This window comes from Nonomuraea sp. NPDC050643, from assembly GCF_040654715.1.
Lineage (GTDB): Bacteria > Actinomycetota > Actinomycetes > Streptosporangiales > Streptosporangiaceae > Nonomuraea.
On the sequence record NZ_JBFAIM010000015.1, the window covers coordinates 60,334 to 85,262 of the forward strand.

At 69.1% G+C, this 24,929-nt stretch carries 20 protein-coding genes and 2 pseudogenes; 12 read left to right on the plus strand and 10 right to left on the minus strand.

The features are described from left to right. Positions 1-49 precede the first annotated feature (49 nt). The 5 genes from AB0I15_RS21485 to AB0I15_RS21505 are packed head-to-tail and all read left to right on the plus strand — an operon-like array spanning position 50 to position 9,799. On the plus strand, positions 50-3,265 hold the full coding sequence (locus tag AB0I15_RS21485; RefSeq protein ID WP_358098029.1) for an amino acid adenylation domain-containing protein: 3,216 nt from the start codon (positions 50-52) through the stop codon (positions 3,263-3,265). Continuing rightward, entirely contained in the window at positions 3,265-6,615 is a 3,351-nt protein-coding gene (locus AB0I15_RS21490; protein WP_358098032.1) for an amino acid adenylation domain-containing protein, read from the plus strand. Before AB0I15_RS21485 ends, AB0I15_RS21490 begins: the two co-directional genes overlap by 1 nt. 9 nt (positions 6,616-6,624) lie before the next feature. Further along, a complete protein-coding gene (locus tag AB0I15_RS21495; RefSeq protein ID WP_358098035.1) occupies positions 6,625-7,842 on the plus strand; it encodes a cytochrome P450 in 1,218 nt (405 codons plus the stop codon). 32 nt (positions 7,843-7,874) lie between these two features. Beyond that, positions 7,875-8,753: an SAM-dependent methyltransferase gene (locus AB0I15_RS21500; protein ID WP_358098038.1), complete on the plus strand. Its 879-nt coding sequence runs from the start codon at positions 7,875-7,877 to the stop codon at positions 8,751-8,753. A gap of 8 nt (positions 8,754-8,761) precedes the next feature. After that, positions 8,762-9,799, plus strand: coding sequence for an alpha/beta fold hydrolase (locus tag AB0I15_RS21505; protein ID WP_358098041.1), 1,038 nt, complete (start codon positions 8,762-8,764; stop codon positions 9,797-9,799). An 18-nt stretch (positions 9,800-9,817) separates the two neighbouring features. Here the strand turns inward: AB0I15_RS21505 and AB0I15_RS21510 are convergent, their stop codons facing one another. The 4 genes from AB0I15_RS21510 to AB0I15_RS21525 form a co-directional block, all read right to left on the minus strand. Beyond that, positions 9,818-10,180, minus strand: coding sequence for an acyl carrier protein (locus tag AB0I15_RS21510; protein WP_358098044.1), 363 nt, complete (start codon positions 10,178-10,180; stop codon positions 9,818-9,820). 52 nt (positions 10,181-10,232) lie between these two features. Then, positions 10,233-12,008, minus strand: coding sequence for a condensation domain-containing protein (locus AB0I15_RS21515; protein ID WP_358098045.1), 1,776 nt, complete (start codon positions 12,006-12,008; stop codon positions 10,233-10,235). Further along, entirely contained in the window at positions 11,995-12,582 is a 588-nt protein-coding gene (locus AB0I15_RS21520) for a DUF1062 domain-containing protein (RefSeq protein WP_358098048.1), read from the minus strand. Before AB0I15_RS21520 ends, AB0I15_RS21515 begins: the two co-directional genes overlap by 14 nt. Positions 12,583-12,921: 339 nt before the next feature. After that, on the minus strand, positions 12,922-13,086 hold the full coding sequence (locus AB0I15_RS21525; protein ID WP_358098051.1) for a hypothetical protein: 165 nt from the start codon (positions 13,084-13,086) through the stop codon (positions 12,922-12,924). 72 nt (positions 13,087-13,158) lie between these two features. Here AB0I15_RS21525 and AB0I15_RS21530 point away from each other — a divergent pair, with 72 nt between their 5' ends. Continuing rightward, on the plus strand, positions 13,159-14,442 hold the full coding sequence (locus AB0I15_RS21530) for an MFS transporter (protein ID WP_358098054.1): 1,284 nt from the start codon (positions 13,159-13,161) through the stop codon (positions 14,440-14,442). 83 nt (positions 14,443-14,525) lie between these two features. Here AB0I15_RS21530 and AB0I15_RS21535 read toward each other — a convergent pair whose 3' ends face one another. The 4 genes and pseudogenes from AB0I15_RS21535 to AB0I15_RS21550 all read right to left on the minus strand — a co-directional run bounded on the left by AB0I15_RS21535 (position 14,526) and on the right by AB0I15_RS21550 (position 17,076). Continuing rightward, positions 14,526-15,857: a condensation domain-containing protein gene (locus tag AB0I15_RS21535; RefSeq protein WP_358098057.1), complete on the minus strand. Its 1,332-nt coding sequence runs from the start codon at positions 15,855-15,857 to the stop codon at positions 14,526-14,528. A 350-nt stretch (positions 15,858-16,207) separates the two neighbouring features. Continuing rightward, a complete protein-coding gene (locus AB0I15_RS21540) occupies positions 16,208-16,702 on the minus strand; it encodes a hypothetical protein (RefSeq protein ID WP_358098435.1) in 495 nt (164 codons plus the stop codon). Positions 16,703-16,738: 36 nt separating this feature from the next. Then, positions 16,739-16,825: pseudogene (locus AB0I15_RS21545) on the minus strand (IS5/IS1182 family transposase); the annotation flags it as partial. 86 nt (positions 16,826-16,911) lie between these two features. Then, positions 16,912-17,076, minus strand: coding sequence for a hypothetical protein (locus AB0I15_RS21550; RefSeq protein ID WP_358098059.1), 165 nt, complete (start codon positions 17,074-17,076; stop codon positions 16,912-16,914). Here AB0I15_RS21550 and AB0I15_RS21555 point away from each other — a divergent pair. From AB0I15_RS21555 to AB0I15_RS21565, 3 genes and pseudogenes are all read left to right on the plus strand, one after another. After that, a pseudogene (locus AB0I15_RS21555) lies at positions 17,066-17,319 on the plus strand (transposase); the annotation flags it as partial. The gene AB0I15_RS21550 and the pseudogene AB0I15_RS21555 sit on opposite strands and share 11 nt — an antisense overlap. Before the next feature lie 299 nt (positions 17,320-17,618). After that, positions 17,619-17,930 carry a PadR family transcriptional regulator gene (locus tag AB0I15_RS21560; protein ID WP_358098062.1) on the plus strand — a complete coding sequence of 104 codons (312 nt, stop codon included), beginning with the start codon at positions 17,619-17,621 and terminating at the stop codon, positions 17,928-17,930. Then, positions 17,927-18,955: a hypothetical protein gene (locus AB0I15_RS21565; RefSeq protein ID WP_358098064.1), complete on the plus strand. Its 1,029-nt coding sequence runs from the start codon at positions 17,927-17,929 to the stop codon at positions 18,953-18,955. Before AB0I15_RS21560 ends, AB0I15_RS21565 begins: the two co-directional genes overlap by 4 nt. A gap of 121 nt (positions 18,956-19,076) precedes the next feature. Here AB0I15_RS21565 and AB0I15_RS21570 read toward each other — a convergent pair whose 3' ends face one another. Then, positions 19,077-20,435, minus strand: a complete 1,359-nt coding sequence (locus AB0I15_RS21570) for an MFS transporter (protein ID WP_358098066.1) — start codon at positions 20,433-20,435, stop codon at positions 19,077-19,079. A gap of 450 nt (positions 20,436-20,885) precedes the next feature. Continuing rightward, positions 20,886-21,569, minus strand: a complete 684-nt coding sequence (locus AB0I15_RS21575) for a helix-turn-helix domain-containing protein (protein WP_358098068.1) — start codon at positions 21,567-21,569, stop codon at positions 20,886-20,888. 146 nt (positions 21,570-21,715) lie between these two features. Between AB0I15_RS21575 and AB0I15_RS21580 the strand changes: the two genes are divergently transcribed. From AB0I15_RS21580 to AB0I15_RS21590, 3 genes are read left to right on the plus strand one after another with little or no spacing between them, the layout of a single operon-like run. Further along, positions 21,716-22,924 (plus strand): cytochrome P450, encoded by a 1,209-nt coding sequence (locus AB0I15_RS21580; RefSeq protein ID WP_358098070.1) that lies wholly within the window; start codon positions 21,716-21,718, stop codon positions 22,922-22,924. Beyond that, positions 22,921-23,874 carry an ATP-binding cassette domain-containing protein gene (locus tag AB0I15_RS21585; RefSeq protein ID WP_358098071.1) on the plus strand — a complete coding sequence of 318 codons (954 nt, stop codon included), beginning with the start codon at positions 22,921-22,923 and terminating at the stop codon, positions 23,872-23,874. The genes AB0I15_RS21580 and AB0I15_RS21585 overlap by 4 nt, the downstream gene beginning before the upstream one ends. Further along, a complete protein-coding gene (locus AB0I15_RS21590) occupies positions 23,871-24,629 on the plus strand; it encodes an ABC transporter permease (protein WP_358098072.1) in 759 nt (252 codons plus the stop codon). The genes AB0I15_RS21585 and AB0I15_RS21590 overlap by 4 nt, the downstream gene beginning before the upstream one ends. Positions 24,630-24,929: the final 300 nt, after the last annotated feature.

A 24,929-nucleotide genomic window follows, 5' to 3' on the forward strand; every position in this document is an offset into this window, starting at 1 on the left:
CAGGCTGTCGCAGCGGCTGCGCGCGGCGATCGGGGCCGAGGTGCCGGTGATGACCGTCTTCGACCACCCGATCCTGCGCGATCTCGCCGACGCGCTGACCGCCGAGGCTGGCACCCTGGACGGCACGATCATGCCGGTCGGGGAACGCCCGTTCTACCGCGCTTCCGCGTCCGAGGAGCGGATGTTCTTCCTCTGGGCCATGGAGCCGCAGGGCTGCCTGTACAACCTGCCGATGGCGCTCGTGGTCGATGACCTGCTCGACCGTGACCGGCTCACGCGCGCGGTCAACGCGGTGGCCGCCAAGCACGACATTCTTCGCACCGTCTTCGATGTCCGCGAGGGAGCCCTCGTCCAGCGGGTAAGCCCCGAGGTCACTCTCACCGTGGCCGACCTGGGCGAATCCGAGGAGGGCCTAGAGGAACTCGTAGCCCGTTGGGTCGAACCGCACGACCTGAGGACCGGTCCGCCGATCCGGCTGGGCCTTGCGGTTCGTCCCGGCGGTCGCGCGTCGGTTCTCCTCCTCGACACGCCGCACATCGTCCTCGACGAGGGCTCGATACCGGTGCTGTTCCGGGACCTGGCCGCCGCGTACCGAGGCGAGGCCCTGGACGAGGCGGCGCTGACCTACAAGGACTTCGCGGAGTGGGAGCACCTCTACCGCACCACGGACGCCTACCAGGAGGATCGCCGTTACTGGCTCGACCGGCTCGCCTCGCCCCCGGCCCCGCTGGACTTCCCCATGGGGGCGCGCCCGCCGGTGCTGACGACCCAGGGTGGACGGCGCTCGTTCTTCCTCACCGCCCGGCTGACCGAGAAGCTGAGGAGATACTGCCGGGAGAACCGGTTCACGCCGTACATGGTGCTGCTGTCGGTCTACAAGCTGATGCTGGCCAAGTACGCGGGACGTACGGACATCGTGGTCGGCACGCCGGTCGATGGCCGCTACCACCCTTCGTGCGCCGACGTGGTCGGGATGTTCGGCAACTCGCTGCCGATTCGCTCCGCGCCCATCGGCGCGAAAGCGTTCACCGACTTCGTCGCCGAAGTTCGGAGCGCCGTCGTGGAGGGGCTCCAGCGGCAGTCGTACCCGTTCGAGGAACTGGTCAGGGAACTGGAGCTGCCGCGCGATCCGAGCCGCAACCCGCTGTTCGACTTCATGTTCGTCTATACGGAGCTGGAGAACTACCGCTTCGACATGGGCGGCAGCGTGGGCACCGCGGTGCCCGTCACCATCGGCGTCGCCAAGCTCGACCTCACGCTCTCGGCCTTCGAACGCGACTCGGGGATCGAGCTCGTCCAGGAGTACTCGACCGGAGTCTTCGACCGGCTCGCCGTCGAATGTATGGGGATGCACTATACGAACCTGGTCGAACAGGTGCTGGACCAGCCGGAGCGAACGCTGGACGACTTCGTCCTGGATCCCCGCGAGCAGCCGGCCACCCGCCGCCCCGACCGGTCAGAGACCGCCTCGGAGGCGGCCGGGCTCGGCCTCCACCAGGTCTTCGAGACCGTGGCCGACCGGATGCCGGACCACCTCGCCGTGGTCAGCGGCCCTGTGCGGCTGACCTATCGAGAGCTGGACGAGCACGCCAACCGGCTCGCGCACCGGCTTCGGGCGGCGGGCGCCGGCGTCGGCACACCCGTCGGACTGCTCGTCCGGAACCCCCGCGACACGATCATCGGCATGCTGGGCGTCCTGAAGGCAGGAGGCTGTTACGTCCCGTTCGACGAGGCGACGCCGGTGGCCCGGGCACTCGCTCTGCTGGCCGGCTGCGGGGCGGTCTGCGTCGTCAGCGATCGGGTGACCGACGGTGAACTGCCGGCCGGCATGGGGCTGCTCGACCCCCGCGAGGAGGGGGCCGACCCGTCGCGGCCGGACGCTGTCGGTTCGGACCGCGACCTTGCTTACATCATGTTCACGTCGGGTTCCACAGGGAGCCCCAAGGGCGTGATGGTCGAACACGCCTCCGTACGTCGTCTGACCCACCGCCCCCTGTACCTTCCGATCTCCGGCGGAGAACGGGTGCTGCAGGCCACGAGCTGGGGCTTCGACGTCTCGGCGGCCGCCCTGTACACCGCGCTGCTCAACGGCGGGACCGCCGTATGCCCGCAACGCGGTGAGCTCGTGGACATCCACGCTCTGCGCGCCATCGTCGAGGCCGAGGACGTCAGCCTGGCCTTCCTCAGCACCGGGTTCTTCCACCTGCTCGTCGACCGGGCTCCCGAATGCCTCGACCCGATCGAAACGATCGTCGTGGCCGGCGAACGGCTCTCCGCCGACCACGCCCGCCGTACGGTGGCCCGCCTGGGCCCCGGACGGCTGGTCAACGCCTACGGCCCGACCGAAGGGACGATCTACGCGACCGCCCACGCGGTGGACGACATGGACGGCGTGGAGTCCGTGCCCATCGGGCGGCCGGTGGATGAGACCGAGGTCTACATCCTGCTGCCGAACGACGTGCCGGCCCCGATCGGCGTCGCGGGCGAGCTGTGCATCGGCGGGCGCGCCGTGGCCCGTGGGTACCTGCACGGCACGGACGGCGGCCCCTTCCAGCCCGACCCGTTCGCCGAAGGCGGCCGGCTGTACCGGACCGGAGACCTGGCCCGCCGGCTGCCCGACGGCACCGTCGAGTACCTGGGACGTCGCGACGGCCAGGTGAAGATCCGTGGGTTCCGGGTGGAGCTCGCCGAGGTCGAAGCCGAACTCCGGCGCTGCGACGGGGTCGTGGACGCGGCCGCGACGGTGGTGAGCGACGCGCAGGGCATGGCGGTGCTCTGGGCGTACCTCGTAGGACCGGACGAGGAGCGGCTGCCCTCGATCACCGCGGCGCTCAAGTCGGCCGTCCCGGACCACATGGTCCCGGTCCGCTTCTTCGTCCTCGATCGCCTGCCGCTCAACGCGAACGGCAAGGTGGACCGGCAGGCGCTGGACGAACGAGCCCGAAGCACGCTCGCAGGCGGACGGATCAGCGTCCAGAGGACCGGCACCGAAGAAGCCCTCATCGGCATCTACCGCGACAGGCTCGGGCTGGGCGACGTCGGCCCGGACGACGACTTCTTCGAGGTCGGCGGCCACTCGCTCAAGGTCGTGGTGCTGATCGCGGAGATCCGGGAGACGTTCGGAGTCGAGGTGCGGCTCATGGACTTCCTCCCGACGCCGAGGATCCGGGTCCTGGCCGAACACGTGGACAACCTCCGCTGGCTGACGCGGGCCGACACACCCCAAGACGGCCCCGGCGAAGATCTCGAGGAGTTCGTGCTCTGATGACGACAGCGACTGCGGCCGAGGTTCGCGAGCTGGCGGCGAGCCTGCGGCGCCTCGGTGTCCGGCTCCGTGTCGAGGCCGGGAACCTCCGGCTGGAGGCCCCCCAGGGGGTGGTCGGTCCCGACCTGCTGGCTCGGGTGAAGAAGCACAAGGACGCCATCGTGCGCATCCTCGCCACCGGCGAACCGGAGGGGGCAGCCGCGCAGCTCCGTCGCCTCGCCGAGGTGCCGCGCGACTCCTGGCCGCTCTCCGGGGTCCAGGAACGGCTGTTCTACCCGCAGTTCGCCGAGCCGGAAACGGTCGACTACCACATCACCGGCATGTACCGGATCGACGGGGAGCTCCACGCGGAGCGCCTGGAGGACGCGTTCCGTGCGGTGATCGATCGTCACGAGGGATTCCGGACCGGGTTCGGATGGGGGGACGGCGATCCGATCCAGGCCGTGCGGCCGAAGGTGGCTTTCGAGCTCGAACGGACCGGTCCCGGCCCGTTCGACCCCGATGAGCTCGGGGACTTCGTGCGACCGTTCGATCTGGCGCGGCCGCCGCTGCTCAGGGGACGGCTTCACACCGTTGGCCGCGATCGGCATGTCCTGCTCGTCGACACCCACCATCTGGTGTTCGACGCGGTGTCCTGGCCGGTGTTCCTGGCCGATCTGCGCAGGGCCTATGACGGGGACGACCTGCCGCCGCTGGTCCCGGCGGCCAAGGAGTACGCCCTGTGGCAGCGCGACCTGGCCGCGCCGTACATGGCGCGTCTCGGCCGCCACTGGGACGAGCTGCTCGCTCCGGCTCCGGTGTCGGACGGGACCGCCGTACCGATCCACCCGGCTCTGGAGCTCGGGGCGGGCGACGTACGGAGTGTGCGCCGGGCGCTCGACGCCGGCACGGTCGCGTCGGTCCGCCGGTACTGCCGGGAGAACGCCCTGACGCCCTCGATGTTCTATCTCGCGGCGTACACGCTCGCCCTGAAGGACATCGGCGGTCGCGCCGAGGCGGTCGTGGGGTTCCCTGTGGACGTGCGCGCGGACGCCGGGTTGTCCTCCGTGATCGGCCCACTGGTCAACACCGTGCTGATCCGGACGGCCACCGACGGCGCGCCCACGGTCCGGGACCATCTGGAGCGGATCCGCTCCCAGGTCACGTCGGCTGTCGAGCACGGCCACTATCCCTACGACGCGATGATCGAGCGTGCCGCCACGCGCCGGAACGTCCGCGAGGAACCGGTGGTGGACGGGTTCTTCAACTACACGAGCATCGACGCGCGCCGGACCAGCGATGATCTCTTCGTCCCGATGGCACCCGGCACCGCCGTCCTGCCGCTGCTGCCCTGCCTCAGCAGCCGGTACGCGGCGACGCTGATCGTGGTCGAGGAGCCCGGCCGGGTGTGGATCGAGGTCGAGCGAGACAGCACGCAGATCGACGAGCGGACCTGCCGCCACCTCGTCGACACGGTGACGTCCCTGATCACGGCACTGATCGACGACGCGGACCGGCCGCTCGGCAGGCTGTCGGCCGGCCTCGCCGTCGTGACCGGGGCGACGACGCAACCGGAGAGCCCGTGCCCGGCCGAGGGAGGCCGGATGCCGGGCCGGACTCTGATCGACCTGTTCGCCGACACGGTGGCCCGGTGCGGGCGGCGGCCGGCGGTGACCGATCGTTCGGCGACCCTGACGTACGCCCAGCTCGACGAGTCGTCGGACGCGGTCGCCGCGTGGCTGTCCGGCCACGGTGTCGGTCCAGGGGATGCCGTGGCGTTCCAGCTCGACCGCAGGGCCGGGCTCTTCGCGGTCCTGCTCGGCATCCTCAAGGCCGGTGCCGCCTACGTCGCCGTCGATCCGCGCCATCCACGGGCCCGGCGTGACGCGATGATCGCGGCTGCCGGGGCCAAGGTCCTCGTCCTCGAGGAGCCGGACGAGGATCAGGACGAGGATCAGGACGAGGATCCGGGAGGTCCGGGGACGACGGTGTTGCGGTTCGGCGCGGAGCTCGTGCCGGAGGGCGCAGGGGAGGCTCCCGCGAGCCGGCCCCATGCCGGGGACCTCGCGTGCGTCCTGTTCACCTCGGGCTCGTCCGGCGAGCCGAAGGCGGTCGCCCTGGAGCACGGGAACCTCGTCTTCTTCGCTGAGAACCCGTCGCTGCCCGCCCTCGGGCCGCACGACCGCGTGGGGCACATCTCCAACGTCTCCTTCGACGCGTTCCACTACGAGACCTGGTGCGCGTTCGCCGCCGGGGCCGAGATCGTGATCCTGGAGCCGCTGCCCGTGCTTCTCGGCCAGGATGTTCGCCGTGTCCTGCGCCGCCATCGGATAACGGCGATGCTGGTCCCGAGCATGGCGCTCAACCACGTCGTACGGGAGGACCGGGAGGCGTTCAACGACCTCCGCGTCCTGTGCACGGGCGGAGACGTGGTCCTGCCCGAGACGTGCGCGCAACTCGCCGAGGGCGGATTCGGGGGCGAGCTGTGGAACCTTTACGGACCCACCGAGGCGACCACGGCCTGCGTGGGCCACCGGGTCGCCGAAGCGGACGGCCGGGCCGCCTCGGTCCCGATCGGCGAACCGTTCGAGGGTGTGAGCGTGCGGATTCTCGACGGGTCGGGAGCCGAGCTTCCTCCCGGTGAGATCGGCGTCCTCCACGTGGGCGGGCCTGGTGTGGCTCGCGGCTACCTGGCCGCCGGCCCCGGCGATCCGTTCACGTCGGACGAGACGAGCGGCGAGCGCTGCTACGCGACCGGCGACCGTGTGCGCCGGCGCGAGGACGGGGTTCTCGAGTTCCACGGCCGCGCCGACAGCCAGGTCAAGATCCGCGGTTATCGGGTCGAGCCCGCCGAGGTCGAGCGCACGCTGGCCGGCTGCGAAGGGGTTCGGGCCGCCGCGGTCGTGCCGGTCGGCGTGGGCCAGGACCGCCTGCTCGCCGCCGTGGTCGTCGCGGACGCGACGGTCCGGCCGCAGGCACTGCGCGGCCACGCGGCGGCCGAGTTGCCGGAGTTCATGGTGCCGGCGGTGGTCGTCCGCGTCGACGCCCTGCCGATCAGCGAACACGGCAAACGCGACGAGAACGCCATCGCGGCGCTGGCGGCGACGGCGGCCCGGCGCGGCGTCGCCCGCGTGCCCCCGGGCGACGAGGTCGAGCGGTACCTGGCCGATCTCTGGGAGGATCTGCTGCTGGTGGAAGGGCCTGGCATGGAGGACGACTTCTTCGCGTTGGGCGGCAACTCGCTCCTGGCGTTCCGGATGATGCGGCGGCTCAAGGACCGGTTCGGTGTCACGCTCGACGCCCGGACGATATTGGGCCAGGCCACGCTGGGCGGCCTGGCCGCACTGGTCCGCGACGCGATGGCGGCTTGAGCCGTGGACATGACCATCGATCTCAACGACACCCGGCTGTTCACGGAGCAGCGGCACCACGAGGCCTTCGCCTGGCTTCGTGCGAACGACCCGGTCCATTGGAACGAGCCTTCGCACGGCATGCCCGGTCACTGGGCGTTGTGCCGCTACGGTGACGTCACGGCCGCGTACGCCGACACCGCCACCTTCAGCTCGGTCGGCGGCTCGGTGCACGGCGGTTCCTATCGTCAGGGCGGCGACAGCGCCGCGGGCCGGATGCTCAGCGCGTCGGACCCCCCGTATCACCGCCTCCTCCGCAGGCAACTGCGCGAACTCTTCGGCGCGGACATGACGGCGCGGGTCGCGGCTCGCGCCGCCCACCTTGCCGGGGCCGCGTTCGATCGGGCGCTGGCGGACGGCGGCTGCGACTTCGCCGCCGACATCGCCCCCGAACTCCCGGCCGCGACCATCATGGAACTCCTCGGCGTTTCCCGCTCCGCGGCCCACGACCTGGCCGCTCTGACCAGGCGGATCATCGGGTTCCGTGATCCGGCGTCCGGCGGCGGGGACGACGAGCGGGTCGGCCTGGCCGTCGCCCAGGCCGAGGTGTTCGAGTTCTTCTCCGAGCTGATCGCCGATCGGCGGACCAGCCCGGGCAAGGACCTGGTCAGCGTGCTGCTGGCGGCAAGGGTCAACGGACGTCCGCTCCGGGAGGAGGACGTGTACTACAACTGCCTCAACGTCGCGGTCGGAGGCAACGAGACCACGCCGTACACCGCGACGGCGGGCATCCGCGCCCTCGCCGAGAATCCGGACCAGCGCGCGGCCCTGGCCGCCGACCCGGACCTGGCCGAGCCGGCGGCCGGCGAGATCCTTCGCTGGACGTCCGTCAACGCCTACACCCGACGGATCGCCGCTGAGGACGTGGTGCTCGCACAGCGGAAGATCCGCCGCGGTGACTCCGTCACGTTGTGGAACGTCTCGGCCAACCGGGACGACGCGCAGTTCCCTGATGCGTCGCGGTTCATGGTCGGGCGCACCCCCAATCGACACCTCTCGTACGGATCCGGCGTCCACCGGTGCATCGGCGCCATCATGGCCCAGGCCGAACTGACGATGCTGTTGCGGCTCATGACGGAGCGGCGGCTGAGTGTCGAGGTGGTCGGCGAGCCGGTCCGGCTGCGTTCGAACTTCATCCAGGGCATCACCAGCCTTCCCGTGGTCGTGACTTCGGGAAGGTCCGCGTGAGCACGGCAGAGACCTCAAGGCACGGGAGCTCCATGATCGCGCACAACGCGCCCGACCCTGGACGGGTGTACAACTGCATCGTCGGAGGCGATGATCATCGCGAGGTGGACAAGGTCGCGGCCGCGTGGGTCAATGCGGCCGCCCCCGACCTCACCGCGATGCTTCGCGCGAACCGCGCCTTCCACCGGCGAGCCGTGCGATTCATGGCCGAACAGGGCGTCGATCAGTTCATGGATCTCGGCGCCGGATTTCCGATCTCACCCACCACTCATGAGATCGCGCGCTCGATCGACCCCGGTGCGGTCGTGCTCTACACCGATATCGACCCGGAGGTCGGCGCACGGCTAAAAGAGCTGCCCGAATCCCACGGTCCGACGGCTTTCGTGGCCGACGATGTGACGCAGCCGGGCTCTGTGCTCGACGACCCCGCGGTACGGTCGCTGATCGACTTCGGCCGGCCCGTGGGGGTGTTGCTCGTAGCCCTGCTGCATTTCGTCACCGACGAGCAAGATCCGATGAGGCTGGTCGCGGAGCTGCGCGCGGCCCTGCCCGAGGGGAGTTTTCTGGCCATCTCGCACGCGGCGTGCGACGTCGCCTGGAACGCGCGTAACTCCGGAAGCGTGTTGAAGGACGCCCTTGCCGATCTGACCCTGCGTACCCGGGAGCAGGTAACGGACTTCTTCGGAGATTTCGAGCTCATCGATCCGGGCGTGGTGACCGCCGCGCAGTGGCGGCCAGAGGAGGCTCTGGATCCGGCGGCGCCACCCCTGGGCATCCACTGCGGAGTCGCTCGAAAGACCAGGGCTTCGTCACCGACGGGCATGAGTTCGGCGCGGTCCACCGGCGAGCCGGTCCGGGCGCGGTCGGACCGTGGCCAGGCGGCTGTGGCGGACGCTGGGTGGAGGCGGTGAGCCTGCCGGTGGAATTCAGGGTCCTTCGCCGGGACGACGCGCAGGTGCGGCTGCTGATGTTCCATCACGCCGGCGGATCCTCCGCCTCCTACTACCGGTTGGCGAGCCAGATGCCGCTGTGGTGCGAGCCGTGCCTGTTCGAGCTTCCGGGGCGCGGGATCAGGAGTGGCGAGTCGTACGCGCCCGACTACATGACCGCGGCCGGCTCGGCCGTCGCCGCCGTCGCCTCCATGGCGGACCGGCCGACAGTGCTGTTCGGGCACAGCCTCGGCGCGCTGCTGGCGCACACCGTCGCCCGCGACGTCCCCGGGCCGGCCAGGAAGATGATCCGATCGGTCGTCTTCTCCGCCTGTCCGTCGCCGGGGTGGGTCGCCGGGCGGGCGCGGCACCCGAGCGGACCCTTCCTGCTGTGGCCGGCCGAAGCCCTCGATGCCGAGCTACGGCGCCGGGGCGGTTGCCCCGAGGAGGTGTTCGAGCACGCCGACCTCCTTCGCTACGCCCATACCGTCCTTGGCCAGGACATGCATCTCGTGGACACCTACCGGGCCCCCTCGGGAGGGCTCGCCGGTAGCGACCACCGTCTCTGGCTCGCCCGCGACGACCTCTCCCTGCCGCCCGACACGCCCCAGGGCTGGACCGGCGACCTCGGCTTCGCCCCCGTGACACGGTGGTTCGAGGGCGGGCACTTCTACCTCGACACTCATCGATCCGAGGTGGCGGCGGCGCTGGTGGACATCGTGGAACAGGCGCGGAACGTCCAGCGAGCCGATCACCAGGAGCGAGCGAACGTGCTCGGCGCGGGATCCTCCACCGTGGCGGAGCCCGAGATGCTGGCCATCGCGGCAGAGGCCTGGCGCGCCGTCCTGGGTGTGACGGACGTGTCGGCCGCCGATGACTTCTTCGCTCTCGGCGGTACGTCGATCCTGGCCACGAAAGCGGTCGTCCTCGTCCAACGGCGCGTCTCGCGCAGGATCCGCCTCCGAACACTGCTGGAGCACCCCCGTCTCGCCGACTTCGCAGCCGCTGTCGCCCAGGAGCACCCATGAGCTCGCCGTCGCCGCAGATCACCCTGGGTTCGTGGTGCCGGCCGTGCCCATGCTCCGCACGATCAGAGCGACCTGTTCGGACAGGGTCGGCGCGTCGAGGATCTCGTTGATCGGAACCTCGGTGTCGAATTCGTCGGCGATCATCATGACGAGCCTGATCACGGCCACGGAGCGGCCTCCGAGGTCGTAGAAATCATCATTTTCGCCAATTTCTCCGACCTGCAAGATCTCCTTCCATATGGCGATCATCCGCTCGATGAGGAAAACTCCCGCGCCGGGCGGTGGAGCGCTTTCCACGACTCCATCACCCTGCTCCATCGGGCGGTCCGCAACATGGTGCGCCGCGGGGGATCCGATCGGCTCGGCCGTGAACTCCGTCATCGCCTCAGCTCTTCCTGCTCACATTCACACGTCGGCGGGGCGTGCCTTCACATCACCGCGGTTCGGGCGTCCCCGTGCCGGGGGACACGCGCCCGGAGCCTTCCCTCAGGACGCTCCGCCGGCGCCAGCTCGCGAGTTGCTCCGTGTCGTCGGGTGCCGACGCGACCACGACATACCACTGGGGCGTCATCACACCGTGCTCTTCGGGACCGAGGCGCGCGACGCACGCCGCGTGCAGTTCGCCGAGGTCCACCTCGTCCTGCGACGTGAGGTAGGCGACGAGGGGCCGCCCGGCACCGTCCGGCACGGTGAACACCCGGGCGACGCCGTGACGGAGCTCGCCCGCGACGATCCGCTGCACGGCGGCCACGTCGATCCAGTTGCCGTCAATGCACGTCCACTCCGGTCCTCTCGCTACCGGACGGATGCGGGCAAGCGCCGCAAGGTCGGCAAGCAGGACGTCGCCGTCGGCCGCGGCCAGAAGGACGAGTTCGGCGCCGCGAAGGAGCTCTTCCATCGTCTCCCGCGGTATCAGCCGGGAGTCGCAGCTCAGGTCGACCTCCAGCCGAGAGGCCAGCCGTACGACGGTCAGCCGCACGGGCTCTGGGCGGAACGGCTCGGATGTGACCTCGATGCGGGAGCCCGCCGAGGTGTGGGGGTGAATCGTGTTGCCGGGAGCGTCGGTGATCGCGCTGACGTCGTTCACGACGACATCTCGATGGCTGTACATGCCTCGCTCATGCATCACCTCCTCGGTCGCCCGGATGAGGGGCGGCGCGTCGTAGTGCCCGTATCGGTACGCGGTCACAGCCGCTACGGTCATGTGCCGTACCAGGTCGTCGAACGCGTGATGATCGGCTGTGAACGGCACCAGCGTCTCCTGGGCAATGGTGCCGACGTAGTCGCGAGCGCCGAGTAAGAACCGATTGCTACAGGTCGCGTGGATTTTCAACGTACGGCTGTCCGTCCACCAGGCCAGCACCATGGCCAGGCAGGTGAGAACGACCGTCGAGCGGCTTGCCGAGGTGCGGGCCGCGATCTTGGTCAGCGCTTCGGCAGCGGCAGCAGAGGTCAGGGTGGCCTTCAGGTGGCCGGCATCGGCGTCCTGCCGCACGGGCAGTGCCATCACGCAGAGCGGAAGACGCCGTAGCTGCTCCGACCAGTACCGCAGCGTGGCTTCCAGACGGCGGGTGCCGCGGATCGACCGTTCGTCGCGAGCCTGGTCGACCGGTTGCCGCCGGGGCGGTCCCACCACGCGCGTCTCCGGATTCACCAGAAGGTCGAGCAGATCGCGCTCGATCAGCTCGGCTGCCGCCTGGTCCGCGGCGACGTGTGAGACATCCAGTCGCATCAAGGCCGGGCGCCCCTCGTCGAGGTAGACGGTGACACGCAGGGGCAACTCGGAGGCGTGGTCGAAGGGCTCCGCCTGCCACATCGCCTGGGTCGTCCGGTCCGGCGTCGTGCCGTCCAGGATCGGGAGAAAACGGACCGGCAGGAGGCCGGCGCCGAGTACCTGCTGGACCGGCTCGCCCTCGGTGGCGGGGAAGATCGTGCGCAGCGACTCGTGCCGGGAGACAAGCACCTCGAGCGCGGCGCGGATGTCGTCGACCGAAACACGCGGAGGCAGCTTGACGATGTCGCTGAGGACGGCGGACGTGGGATCGCCGGGCAGCCAGGCGAGGACGTTGGCCTGGGTGAACGTGGCGGGCCAGGTGCCGGCGCGGGCGCCGGTGAAGAAGACGTGCGATTCGTCCTGTCCGAAGTCGCTGTTCGCGTGGTCCGCCGTCGCCGCCTCGGGCAGCTCCTGTGTCCGCTCAGGCGCCGGCATCACGGCCTCCCGTCCCTGGCACGACGGGGAGCGCTGGCGCGATGCGGAACTCGAAGTCGCTGCTCGCCTTGGCGTTCACATCGATCGGCATCGTGATCAGGCCGGAGCCGACGGCCTCGACCACCTTGCCGCGGCTGAGCGCGAGCCCGCGCATGAGAATCTTCACCGGCCGTATCGGCACCGGCACCTCGAAGCGCACGAGGACGTGGCCGCCGCAGGAGGCGAGGGGCTGAACCTCCAGACACCAGGCGCCCTCCCAGTCGAGCCGGTAGTTGTTGCGCCGGGCGATGTTCTGGTCCATCAGCGCGGTCGCGATGGACGCGGAGTCGTTGGACTCGTAGCGGCGTATCCGCTCGTTGCCCAGGACGGCGACGGGGACACGCTCATGGATCGCGACCTTCGACGTCCTGCCGCACTTGGCGCAGAACACGAGCAACCAGACATCCAATAGTTTTCCATTGGCGTTCATGCGGAACTTCCCTGACGGGCGATGCAGTTTCGAGCTGCAGTCGACACACGGTTTCATGAGTTCGGGAAGCCTGGTCCCCCGTATTCTCCACTCAACAACATTCATGTCGGCTCGCAATCCGCGGTCGATAATCCCTACGGCGCGCTCCACCGCCGACCGTGGACTTTCCGAAGACCGGCGCACCGGGACCGCTGCCGCGGCATTCGGCAAAGGTCACGACCGGCCTTGGCATGAGAGAGGAGCACGGCCATTACATGCGGCCGCACACTGCCATATCGACCCCAGGGCTGTTAACCCGGACAGGCGGCACGTCGAACGCGCACGGAATAGCTGCGGTGTTTCTGGAACCGGCCATTATCACGCCCGATGTTCGTTCATCCAGAGCGTGCCCGAAGCGGCGCGTACGGATATCCGCGCCCGCCCGCCCGCGGAAATTTCAACTGCTCAGAACGATCGGTTGAACACCGTCGCGCCCGCGTGCGGGGCGGCACCGTCGTGACCAGGGTTGTCGCGCAGCCACGACATCATGTGAGAATGCGCCGGCGCCTGCGTGGCCTCGGCCGGGCCCGCGTCGTCCGCACCGGCGAGCCGCACATCCTGCCCGGTCATCGTCGTGCGAGTCCTGAGGATGGACAACCATGGGTCAATGTGTCAGCCTGCCCCAGATTCGAGCAGAATCTAATGAAGGGTTTCGTTGTGGCCGCTGACCGGGAAATGGCGTCGAGAGGCTTCTACTGGCTTTGGGGCGCTCAGACCGTCTCCATGGTCGGATCCATAACCACCGCATTCGCATTGCCGCTGATCGCGGCTCTCGTTTTGAACGCCAGCCCATGGTCGATGGGAATCCTGGCCGCCGCGGCCGAGGCCTCCGTCCTGGTCTTCGGTCTGTCCATCGGGGTATGGGCGGATCGATTCGAACATCTGCGGCTCATGCACATGGCGAATGTCGCCCGTTTCGTGCTGGTGCTGTGCGTCCCGATCCTGTACGTGCTCGACCACTTGAACATGGCGATTCTGATTGCGATAACGTTCCTCGTCGGCGCGTTGTCCATGCTCTACGACGCCGCGGTCGGGGCCTTCCTGCCGCGGCTGCTCGGCGGACGAGGCCTGGCGAAGGCCAACTCCTGGAACGAGGCGAGCGAGTCGACCGGGGACGTGGCAGGGCCGGGGTTCGCCGGACTGCTCGTCCAGATCGCCGGTGCGCCGATGGCGATGCTGCTGGACGCGGTCAGCTATGTGGTGAGCAGCGTGCTGCTCACCCGGCTGCCGGCGGTCCCGCCCAAAGAGGACGACCGGAAAGATGACGAGAAAGGGCATCTGGCCGCCGTCAGGAGCGGGCTTCGGGCGCTGCGGCGCTTTCCCTATCAGCTGCCCCTGCTCCTCGCCTCGACGCAGTTCAATTTCTTCGGGTCGATGTTCGGCGCGGTGATCATCCTGTTCTGCGTCAGGGACCTCGGGATGAACGCCGGAACCCTCGGGGCGCTGGCCATGCTGGGGGGCGTCGCCGGGCTGATCGCGGCGTGGATGGGGCAGCGGCTCACCGCGAAACTCGGCCTTGGACGTACGTTGATACTGTGCTACTTCGCCCCCGCCGTCACGGCGCTTCCCATCGGGTTCATGGGCGAAGCGCCATTCCCTCTCGCCATTGCGGCGATCGCGTTGTCACAGTTCTTCTGGCCGTTCTGGATCGTCATCATGCGCGTCAACTCCGTCACCCTCCGCCAGACCGTGGTGCCGAACCGGTATTTGGCCCGCGTGGGCACGTGCATGGGATTCTTCAGCACCGGGATCATGACGATCGGAGCGCTGATCGGCGGTGCGTTGGGATCGTCGCCTTTGGGCATGGGAGGGACGATCATCCTGAGCTCGGTGGGCCTGGGAACCGCAGCGGTGTGGCTGTGGTATTCCTCGGTGCGCGAGCTTGAGGTGATGCCGGCCGCCGACATGGCAGCCGAGCCGGCCTGACCCGCCCGCTCGCGGCCCACCTTGACGACGCACCGTGGTGGGCCCCGGCCGGTGCCGTTCCCAGGCCCACAGGCGCTCGAAACTCAGCAGGACTGCAATCCTTCGAGAAAGGATCGGGCGACGGACCTGGCCAGTTCTGGCGGGACCACGGCCGGATCCGCGAACATGCGTACCGCCAGATCATCCGCGACCGAGGCAATGACCACTCCGAACCTGGGGATGGTGTAATCGGCCGGGTTCCCCTCCTCGATGACGATCGACGAGGCCGGACGTCGGCTCTCTTCCAGCTCGATCGGATCAGGGTCGAGGCGCAGGTAGTTCACGAAATGCCCGACGGCGCCGAATCGCAGGTAGTCATCGTCGACACCGGCCTCGGCCAGAACGCCGCCCAGCTCATCCTGGTCATAGGCGGAATGCGCATATCCGGTCAGCAACGACCTCCACATCTGGGCCGCCGCTTCGGGCAGTGAGGCATTCGACACGTCGACGCCGATCACGCCGTTCTGAGCGAGCATGCCCACATACCCATCCGCTCCAGGCAGATGCCGGTTGGAACACGTCACCCCCATCGGGAACGAAGCGATTCCCGTCTGCGTGGCGAACGACCTGGCCAGCGCCGCCATGGCGACGGCGGCCTCCGACGTCCGCCAGCGCTCGGCGAGTTGCTCCACCTGCTTTCCCAGGCCGGGGCCGTGCCCCAGGACGACGGGAAAGCCGCCGGCCCCTGCGATCTCGGTGGTTCCGGAATACGCGGAGTTTCCACCGAACAGCCGGCCCGGATGTTTCTGGAGCACGTCACGCATGTACTCGGCACCACGGCGGCTGGTCTCGGCACCCTGCCGACCTTGCTCCTTGGCCGCCCACCGGACAGGCTGGCACGACGGTTCGGGAATGCTGGACGGCTCCGCCAGCAGCGCCATGAACTCACGCTGCAAGATCGCGCCAGAGGCCCCGTCCACGATCATGTGCGACGCCATCATGACGAGCCAGGCCGGAGTTCCGCCCGTGGTCAGGATCCCGAATCTCACCAGGAACTCTTCGTCCCACGTGAAGTCCCCGCCCGCCACCTCCTGCGCCACCTGGTAGAGGTCCTCTTCGCCGCATTCGCCGGTCCCTATGTCGCGGACCCGGACAGCGAACTCGCCGTCGGCGTACACGTGCTGAGCCAAACCGCCGCCTGCGGAATTCGGCAACCGCGTGCGAAGCGCCTCATGACGCTCCACGAGCGCCCGCAACGCGGACAGCACCTGCCGATCGCCGTTGCCGGGCGGAATGCGCCAGAGCTGGTAGAGATTGAACTGCTGCCGGTTCTCCGGGTGCGCATCCTGTATCGTCCGGATATGTCGCTGACCCCAGGTCAGCGGGCCGACCGCGGAGGCGAGCCCGCCGAACGAGATTTCATGAACCGTATCCACAAGGCCCCTCTCAGCATGTTGTCCATCTCGAATACGTCATGAGCACACCGCTTTCGCCGAGCTCATTTCCGGACTCGTAGACGTCCATGTTTATCGCACAAACCGTCACCGGCGGAAAGGCGCCTGCCCGAACGAATCACTCGAGCAATTCCGGGCTGTAGAATCCCTTAAGTCTTATGGGGCGACGGTGCCATTTGCGGCGGCCGTCGGTGACCGAGAGCACGGTCTACCGCCGGGCAGGGAGGAATGGCGGGCGTAGCGTGACAGGGCGTGTCGCACGAGTATTCGTCCGACGCGCAGGTCGGCTGATAGGGCACCGGGTGCTGCTGCCGGGCATCACGGGCGACCGCTCATAGGTCGCTGTCCCGCCACCAGGCGGTGGTGGGGTAGGGCAGGGGTGCGGTCCTGGTGTCCATCGGGCTGTCGGCCCAGGTGAGTGGCGCCTGGTTGGCGGGGCCTGGATCATCTCCCGTGCTGACGTACCGGGGCGCGCGCTGCCCCCACTCCGCGTTGCCCACGATTCCATAGCCGAGGCCGTCCAGGTAGGTGGTTCCGGCGGCGCTCAGCCGGGGACGGGTCTTGTCGGCGAGTCGCAGGAAGCGCAGCCGGATGCGGTCGCGCAGGCGCGTCGCCTCCCTGATCGCGTCGGGCATCGCCGTGCAGGCGTGGTGGCGCATGACCGTGTAGAGGTTCTGGCCGGTGTGTCCACGGTTGAGCTCTTTGGGCAGGGAGTAGCGGTCGTTGTCCAGGGAGGCGATCATGATGGCCATTTCGGTGAGGGCGCGCAAGGTGGGGGACTCCATCTCCGCAGCCGGCACTTCGCTCTCGTTGACGATCTCCCGCAGCGCATAGTTGCCTTCGTGGCCGCTGACCGAGGGGTGCGCGGCCTTCCATGCCGTGAGGACCGGTTCGATCAACGCCCACTCAGCGTCGGTTAAGTCGCTCGGGTACGGCTTGCGCTCAGTCACCGCGCCATCCCAGCACAACTGGACCCGCAGACTGGCGGTAACACTGCAAATCCACACGATCACATAACGACATCACGGATGGAGGCTCACGTAGGCACTCTCAGGGGCTCGAGGGCGGATAGGACGAGGTCGAGGCCGAAGGTGAACTCCTCCGCCGGGTCGTAGCCGGCAGCGGCGAGCACCGCGGCGGACTCGTTGAGGTAGGGGAACTCGTCAGGAGGAAGCTGGGGCAGGAAGACGTCCTCGGCCATCGAACACGGTGCCACATTAGGCATCGACGTCGAAGTCGTCTCCAGAAAGGCCGAAACTCGCGGCTTCCATGTCGTCAAACGGCGGTGGGTCGTCGAACGGAGCCTTGGCTGGCTCATGCTCTACCGCCGTTTAACCCGCGATTATGAGACCCTACCCGCCAGCTCCAAGCCGTGATCCACATCGCTTCGATCAACAACCTGACCAGGCGCATAACGGACGAGAGCACACCAACCTGGCGAGGATGGGCCCGGCACGGGCGGGCGCGACGCTGGCCTGCTTCACCACACCAGGTTGGGAGGGGTTCAAGGACAGCACAGCCGTCCGGGAGGGGCCCGAGGCCGGAAGTTCGGTGTGCACCGGCTCCGACCGTGCCGTCGCCGGACGGGAGAAGGGTGGGGGAGGGCCGGGCTGGAACGCGGGGCACAATCCGTGGCTGGAAGCACCAGACCGTGAGCCGTTTTCTGGTGCCGGTGTCCTCGCAGCATCTGTGACGATATCCTGCAAGACAGGATATCGTGGATGGGTGAACATAACAGAGCCCATGTTCCTTGCGATGACCGCGCTGGCGGATGAGCCCCGGCACGGCTACGGGATCGTCCAGGAGGTCGATCGGCTGTCCGAGGGGCACGTGCAACTCAAGATCGGCACCTTGTACGGCGTGCTCGACCGGCTCTCGGCCGCCGGCCTGATCGAACTCGACCGGGAAGAAGCCCAGCAGGGACGGCTGCGGCGTTACTACCGGCTGACCGATGATGGCGCCAAGACGCTCAGGGAAGAGGCCGCCAGGATGGCCGCCACCGCCAAGGCCGCCACCGCCCGCCTGCGGGCCAGGACGGCCGGAGGCGCCGCATGAGCCTGCTCGAACAGCGCTACCGCTCCGTCCTGCGCCTGCTGCCGGCCTCCTACCGCGCCGAGCGCGAGGAGGAGATGGTGGACGCGTTCATGGAGCTGTCGGGCGAGGTGCCCGACGAGACGAACTCGCGGCCTGGGTGGGGCGAGATCGCCAGCGTGCTTTCTCTTTCCTTGCGGGTGCGCCTCGGCGGCGCCGGCGCTCCTCCCCGCTTCGTCGCCTGGGGCGAGGCCGTCCGGCTCGTGGCCCTGCTCGGACTGGGCTACCAAGCCGTGGCCAGCGTCAACCAGCTCCTGCACTGGGGTCACACGCTGGCGTTCGGCCCGGACGTCGCGTGGACGGGCCCGCCGGGCTCCGTCGAACGGCTGGTGTCGATCGCCGTCTCCGCGGCGAACCTGTGCTCGGCCGTCGCGTTCGTGGCGATCATGCGCGGCCATGTCAGGACGGCGAAGGTCACGGCCGTGATCGGTGTGGCGGCCACACTGCTCTACACGCTGATCCCGATGATCCTGGCCGGGCCCCTGACCGACCGGCCGCTGTCGGAGGCCGCGACCCTGGTGTTCACAGCGGCACCGGTGATCGCGCTCCTGATGGGCTTCCACAGCGATATCACGCCGCGACGCCGGTCGTGGGCGGCCACCCTGACACCGGCGGCCGCCGGCCTGGCGGTGCTGGGCGGCACCTGGCTGGTCGTCGGGCTGCGACCGTACGACCTGGACTGGCTCTATCTGTGGCTGGGCCTCGGCACGGCGATCCTCGTGTGGGCGGCGGGTGCCGTGGTCGTCCTCGCCCGCCGAAGCTCCCCGCCGTGGGCGCTGGCCATGACGGCCACCGGGCTGCTCCTGCTGACGGTACGGCTGCCACTGCTCGCCAACCTTCCCGAAGGCGCCTCGTGGACGATGGTCTGCGCCCAGTGCGCGGTGCTCTGGGGTCTGTCCACCGCGCTCGCCTGGATGGGTGCGCGGGGCCTGCCGAGCGCATCCGCGACCGCACCTCTGACTTCCAAGGTCGGGAAAAGGCCGGGGTAGGCGGCAGGGCGAGCGGGTGGCTATGCCATCAAGCGTCTTCTCAACCCCGGCAGCTCGCGCGAGCCCGTCTGGAGGAAATGGACATCGCCCCGCGTCGGAGGCCACCCGCCCTGGCCTCTTGTCATGAACCAGTGGCTGCGTCGGTGTCGCGGAGCGCCGTCTCGTGGGCTTCAGGGCGGGCGGCCGCCGGCGGCGTGTCGTGCGCGGCTGGAAGCTCCCGTCCCAGGCGCGCCAGCGGCGACAAAGCCATCACCGCCGGTGACAGCATCATGCCTGCGGCCGTCACCAGGAGGCTGGTGTGCAGCCCCCACTCCATCGCGAGGAACCCGCCGAGCAGGGAGCCGAGGGGGGCCATCCCCATGCCGACGAACGTGATCGTCGCGGCCGCGCGGCCGTGCATCCCGTCCGGAGTGAGGGCCTGCCGCACCGCCATGACGGTGACATTCACCAACTGGCCGGCGGTCCCGAACACGAAGTTGATCGCCAGGAGCGCGCAAACCGTCACCGCGGAGGAGCCGTCCAGCGCGAGTACGCACAGGAACACGCCGTCGCCGAGTGCCGCCGCGGCCACGAGTACCGGGCCGTACCCGAACCGGTTCGGCAGGCGGGCGGCCAGCACGGAGCCCAGGAGCGCGCCCGGTCCCGTCGCCGCGAGTGTCAGCCCGACGGTGGTGCCGGAAAGGTGTAGTTCCCGCGGCAGGAAGAGCAGAAAGACGGTCATCATGGCCGCGAAGGAGAACTGGAAGGCGGCCGAGGCGAGGCACACGGTCCGCAGTGAGGTATCGGTGACGATGAAGCGGAGGCCCTCATGGATCCGTCGCCATACCCGAGGGGGACGTTCCGAGCGTTCCGGGATCGATTCGGTCCGCCGGATCCGCCGGATCGACAGGAACGACAGCGCGAAGAACACCGCGCCGGAGGCGGCGGCGATCGGCGCCGACAGCAGTGACACCAACGCACCGCCGAGGGCGGGCCCGCCGATCTGCGCCGCGGACCGGCTGCCCTCGAGTGCGCTGTTGCCCTGCAGCAACTGATCGCGTCTCACCAGTCGTACGAGAGACGCCTGATAGGCCACGTCGAAGAACACGGACAGCGCCCCGACGGCGAAGGCGACCACGAGCAACGCGGGCAGACCGAGCCAGCCGAGGAGACCGGCCACGGCGGCGGCGCCCAGCATCAGGGTCCGGCCGGCGTCCGTCACCACCATCACCGTGCGGGTCCGCCACCGGTCCACCCACGCGCCGACGAAGAGCGAGACCAACAGGAGCGGCGCCTGCCCCACCGCGCGGAGGACGCCCAACTCGCCGGGGTCGGCGTTGAGCGTCAGGACGGCGAAGAGCGGGAGAACGATCAGAATGGTGTGTTCGCCGAGTTGGGAGGCCGTCTGACCCACCCAGAGCCGGCGGAAGTCGCGATCCCGCCACAGACTTGGCGGAACAGATCTACTGGAATCGGATACAGCGGAGGAAGTGGACGGCACGAAGATCCCTTGGATTGCCGACGACGAGGCCCATCACCCGGCGCACACCAGGTGCGCCTGCGATTCAGGCAGGGGAAGGCTCGCTGTGCCGCAACATCAAGGGCGGCACGCGATGACAGGCCGATCATGGCCTACAACGTCAACGCGTGCTCGGGCGACCGACCATGTCTCAGCTCCTCGCGGGTGACTCGTTACGCCAAACCTTAGCCGTCAACACCGCTGCTGTGCAGCCGGTGACTGATCTTGGGTGCTTCCAGGAGTGCCAGCCGCAGGGTGTGGGTGACGCCGGCGATCAGGTGGAGCACCCGTCAGGGTGGGCGAGTTTTCGAGGATGAGGGGTCGGACGACGCCTGCGTGGCCGGGGCGGTCAAGCGGGTGGTGGGATTGGAGGTGGAGTAACTCCGTGCGACTGCCGTGACGCGCGTGGCCGGCAGAAATGCCGCGGTCTGATCACGGCTGGAGGTCGCGCCAGCGTTCGGCCGACGCCAGGACGTCCAGGCTGATCCGCTCCAGGAACGCACCGCCCTTGGCCAGGCGGCGTCCCATGGGCGTGTCGAGCCCGAGCTTCTGCCCCGCCTCCTTCGCGATCTGCGCCGCCGCGAGCGTCTGCCGCGAGCTGATCACCGTCGAGTGGTACCAGGCGTCGTCGTCGACCACGTAGATGTCGCGCCGCCGCCGCGGATCACGTTCGCGCCTGATCAGCCCCTGCCGGGTGAGGTAGCCCACCGCCATGGAGATCGAGGCGGGACTGACTTTCAGCCCGCGCGACAGCTCGGCCGCGGTGAGCCTGCCGTCCTCGCTCAGCCACAGGCCGATGTACACGCGCGCCATCATTTTCGGCAGGCCCATCCCGATCGCCAGCTCGACGGCCCCCTCTTCCACCTCGAAGACCTTGCGGTCCTGGGGTTCGGCCCCGGGCGAACGGGTCAGGGTGCCGCGCCGCGCCCGCCGCGCCGTCGCCTGGTGCGCCCGCTCGGGGCGGTAGTCGCCGGGACCGCCGTTGCGGCCGACCTCTCGGCTGATCGTCGAGGTCGGCCGGTTCAGCCGCCTGGCGATCTCGGCGTAGGAGCGGCCCTCGGCGAGGCCGGTCGCGATGCGCCGGCGGTCCTGCTGGGTCAACCGTCCTTCTGACATGACACCACTATTGCGTTCGACGCCACACAATGCAATGTTTCATTGCATTCAGCTTCAGCGTCAACGCATCATTTTAGACCCTTTGACCTGCGATTATGTGGGGCGATTGATTGACAGGATTTCTGAAAGCAACGTAGCTTTCAATCGTGACGAACACGTACTATCGCGACGAGCCGGTTGCTCCGTCCCTCGACCGCTCGCCCGCCTGCCCCTTTGATCCCGCCCCTTCGCTCACCGCCCTGCGCGCAGAGCAGCCGATCGCCCGCCTGGCCGCGCCCGAGGGCGCCCCCGGCGTCTGGATGATCACCGGATACGACCTGGTCCGCCAGATCCTCGCCGACCCGCGGTTCAGCTCCCGCTACGAAACCCACTACCACCCCCTCGCGGGCGGGCACCTGCCGCCCGCCCCCGTCGGCGACCTGACCGGCATGGACGCACCCCAGCACACCCGCTTCCGCAAGCTGCTGGCGGGCAAGTTCACCGTCCGCAGGATGAACCTGCTCACCGAGCGGGTCACCGAGATCGCCCGTGAGCGGCTCGACGCGATGGAGCGGCAGGGGCCGCCCGCCGACCTCGTCGAGGTCTTCGCGCAGCCGGTTCCCGCGCTGATGATCTGTGAGTTGCTCGGCGTGCCGTACGAGGACCGCGACCAGTTCCAGAGCTTCACCCGGGCCCTGTCGGAGGCCGGGGCCGCTGAGGCGCAGTACGCGGCCTTCGCCGGGCTCGGCACGTACCTGCGGGAGCTCGCGCTCGCCAAACGGGCCAAGCCGACCGACGACCTGCTCAGTGACCTGGCCACCGGCGGCGACCTGACCGACGAGGAGGTCGGCGGCGTGGCCGCGTTCCTGCTCGGCGCCGGGCTCGACACCACCGCCAACATGCTCGCGCTCGGCACCTTCGCCCTGCTGCGCGACCCGGCCCGGCTCACCGCCCTGCGCGACGACCCCGACCTGGCCGTCGGCGCCGTGGAGGAGCTGCTGCGTTACCTGTCCGTCGCCGCCACCGGTATGCGCGGCGTGCTGGAGGACGTGGAGCTCGGCGGCAGGCGGCTCAAGGCGGGCGACACGGTCGTCATCGCGATCAACGCCGCCAACAGGGACCCGGCCAGGTTCCCCGACCCCGACGTGCTCGATCTGCGCCGCTCGGCCGCCGGGCATCTGGCCTTCGGCCACGGCGTCCATCAGTGCCTCGGGCAGCAGCTTGCCCGCATCGAGATGCGTGTCGCGTTTCCCGCGCTGCTCGTCCGCTTCCCGACGCTGCGGCTCGCCGTACCGGCTGAAGAGCTGTCACTGCGCACCGACCCCTCGCAGGTCTACGGCGTGCACAGCCTGCCCGTCACCTGGGATCGGGGGTGAACGCGGTGCGAGCCTTCGTCTCGGTGACGGGGCTGCGTAAGTCGTACGGCGCCCACAGCGTCCTGGACGGCATCGACCTCACCATCCCGCAGGGCACCGTCTTCTCGCTGCTCGGCCCCAACGGCGCGGGCAAGACCACCGCGGTGCAGATCCTGTCCACCCTGATCAAGGCGGACGCGGGCGAGATCTGGGTCGCCGGGTACGACCTGGCCAAGGAACCCGACAAGGTGCGTGCCGCGATCGGGGTCACCGGCCAGTTCTCCGCGGTCGACGGCTTCCTGACCGGCGAGGAGAACCTGCGGCTCATGGCCGACCTGCTCCACCTCGGCCGCGCCAAGGGCCGCGGCCGCGTCCGCGAACTGCTGGAGCGCTTCGACCTCACCGACGCCGCGCGCAAGCCCGCGGTCACCTACTCGGGCGGCATGCGCCGCCGGCTCGACCTCGCCATGACCATGGTCGGTACGCCCGAGCTCATCTTCCTCGACGAACCGACCACGGGCCTGGACCCGCGCAGCCGCCGCACCATGTGGCAGATCGTCCGGGACCTCGTCCGGCAGGACGGCGTGACCATCTTCCTGACCACCCAATACCTGGAGGAGGCCGACGAACTCGCCGACCGCATCGCGCTGCTCAGCCAGGGCCGGCTGGTGGCCGAGGGCACCCCCGAGGAGCTCAAGCGAATGGTCCCCGGCGGCCACATCGTCGTACGCTTCGCCGACCCCGGCGGGTACCGCAGGGCGGCCGGTCACGTCGGCGCCACCTCCAGCGACGACGCGGCGCTCACCGTCCAGATCCCCGACTCCGGCGGAGTCCGGACGCTGAGAAAGCTCCTGGAATGGCTGGACACGCAGGCCATCGACGTCGCCGAGCTGTCGGTGCACACCCCCGACCTGGACGACGTCTTCCTCACCCTGACCAAGGAGCCCTCGACCAAGGAGCCCTCCCGATGAGAGCGATCACCGACTCGGCGACGATGCTGCGGCGCCAGGTCAAACACATCTGGCGCTACCCCACGCTGATCGTCACGTTCGCGTCCGTGCCCGTGGTGTTCCTGCTGCTGTTCGTCTACGTCTTCGGTGGCACCATGGGCGCGGGCATCGGCGCCGACCGCGCCGCCTACGTCGGTTACCTCATCCCCGGCATCATGATCACGACGATCGTGGGGGCCGCGCAGGGGACCGCGATCTCGGTGGCGACCGACATGACCGAGGGCATCATCGCCAGGTTCAAGACCATGGCCATCGCCCGCGTCTCGGTACTCACCGGGCACGTACTCGGGGCGATGGTGCAGACGTTCCTCGCGATCGCCATAGTGACCGTGGTGGCGCTGCTGATCGGGTTCCGCCCGTCCGCCTCGGTGCTGGACTGGCTCGGCGTGGTCGGCGTACTGGCCATGTTCACCTTCGCGATCACCTGGCTGTCGGTCGCACTCGGCATGGTCACCAAGAACGTGGCCACGGCCAGCAACCTGCCGATGCCGCTGATGCTGCTGCCGTTCCTCGGCAGCGGCTTCGTCCCGACCGAGTCGATGCCGACCGGTTTGCGCTGGTTCGCCGAGCACCAGCCGGCCACTCCTGTCATCGAGGCGCTGCGCGCGCTGCTGGCCGGGCGTCCGGCCGGCTTCAGCTTCCTGGAGGCGGCCGTGTGGAGCGCGGGCATCGCCCTGGTCAGTTATCTGTGGGCACGCAGGCTCTACAATCGGTGAGGTTCACTGGATTCGGTCCAGGAACGGACAGGTCACCGTAGGCCGCCTCCCGCTCGGCGCGAATGCGGTGTCAAGGCGCACCCGCGGGCCAGGTCGTGGTCCTGGTGACGGCCGCCGGCGAACCGGATCGCGCATGCGCCCGCGATCTGCCGGCCAGACTGCGGCCTGGGCCGGGCACCGCTTACGGAGGCGCGCTGGTGGATGGATCGCTGAGATGGGCACGGCGTGCCTGTCGCGACCACGAGCGGCTGGAGCAGCACGCTGAAGCGCGCCTGACGTTCGCGGCGATCACGCTGATGA

What these genes read in the sequence shown, in the direction of transcription:
- AB0I15_RS21485 (WP_358098029.1), top strand. Translation starts at nt 50, where the DNA reads ATGACCGTCTTCGACCACCCGATCCTGCGCGATCTCGCCGACGCGCTG.
- AB0I15_RS21490 (WP_358098032.1), top strand. Translation starts at nt 3,265, where the DNA reads ATGACGACAGCGACTGCGGCCGAGGTTCGCGAGCTGGCGGCGAGCCTG.
- AB0I15_RS21495 (WP_358098035.1), top strand. Translation starts at nt 6,625, where the DNA reads ATGACCATCGATCTCAACGACACCCGGCTGTTCACGGAGCAGCGGCAC.
- AB0I15_RS21500 (WP_358098038.1), top strand. Translation starts at nt 7,875, where the DNA reads ATGATCGCGCACAACGCGCCCGACCCTGGACGGGTGTACAACTGCATC.
- AB0I15_RS21510 (WP_358098044.1), bottom strand. Translation starts at nt 10,180, where the DNA reads ATGACGGAGTTCACGGCCGAGCCGATCGGATCCCCCGCGGCGCACCAT.
- AB0I15_RS21515 (WP_358098045.1), bottom strand. Translation starts at nt 12,008, where the DNA reads ATGCCGGCGCCTGAGCGGACACAGGAGCTGCCCGAGGCGGCGACGGCG.
- AB0I15_RS21520 (WP_358098048.1), bottom strand. Translation starts at nt 12,582, where the DNA reads ATGAATGTTGTTGAGTGGAGAATACGGGGGACCAGGCTTCCCGAACTC.
- AB0I15_RS21525 (WP_358098051.1), bottom strand. Translation starts at nt 13,086, where the DNA reads ATGACCGGGCAGGATGTGCGGCTCGCCGGTGCGGACGACGCGGGCCCG.
- AB0I15_RS21530 (WP_358098054.1), top strand. Translation starts at nt 13,159, where the DNA reads ATGAAGGGTTTCGTTGTGGCCGCTGACCGGGAAATGGCGTCGAGAGGC.
- AB0I15_RS21550 (WP_358098059.1), bottom strand. Translation starts at nt 17,076, where the DNA reads ATGGCCGAGGACGTCTTCCTGCCCCAGCTTCCTCCTGACGAGTTCCCC.
- AB0I15_RS21560 (WP_358098062.1), top strand. Translation starts at nt 17,619, where the DNA reads ATGTTCCTTGCGATGACCGCGCTGGCGGATGAGCCCCGGCACGGCTAC.
- AB0I15_RS21565 (WP_358098064.1), top strand. Translation starts at nt 17,927, where the DNA reads ATGAGCCTGCTCGAACAGCGCTACCGCTCCGTCCTGCGCCTGCTGCCG.
- AB0I15_RS21575 (WP_358098068.1), bottom strand. Translation starts at nt 21,569, where the DNA reads ATGTCAGAAGGACGGTTGACCCAGCAGGACCGCCGGCGCATCGCGACC.
- AB0I15_RS21590 (WP_358098072.1), top strand. Translation starts at nt 23,871, where the DNA reads ATGAGAGCGATCACCGACTCGGCGACGATGCTGCGGCGCCAGGTCAAA.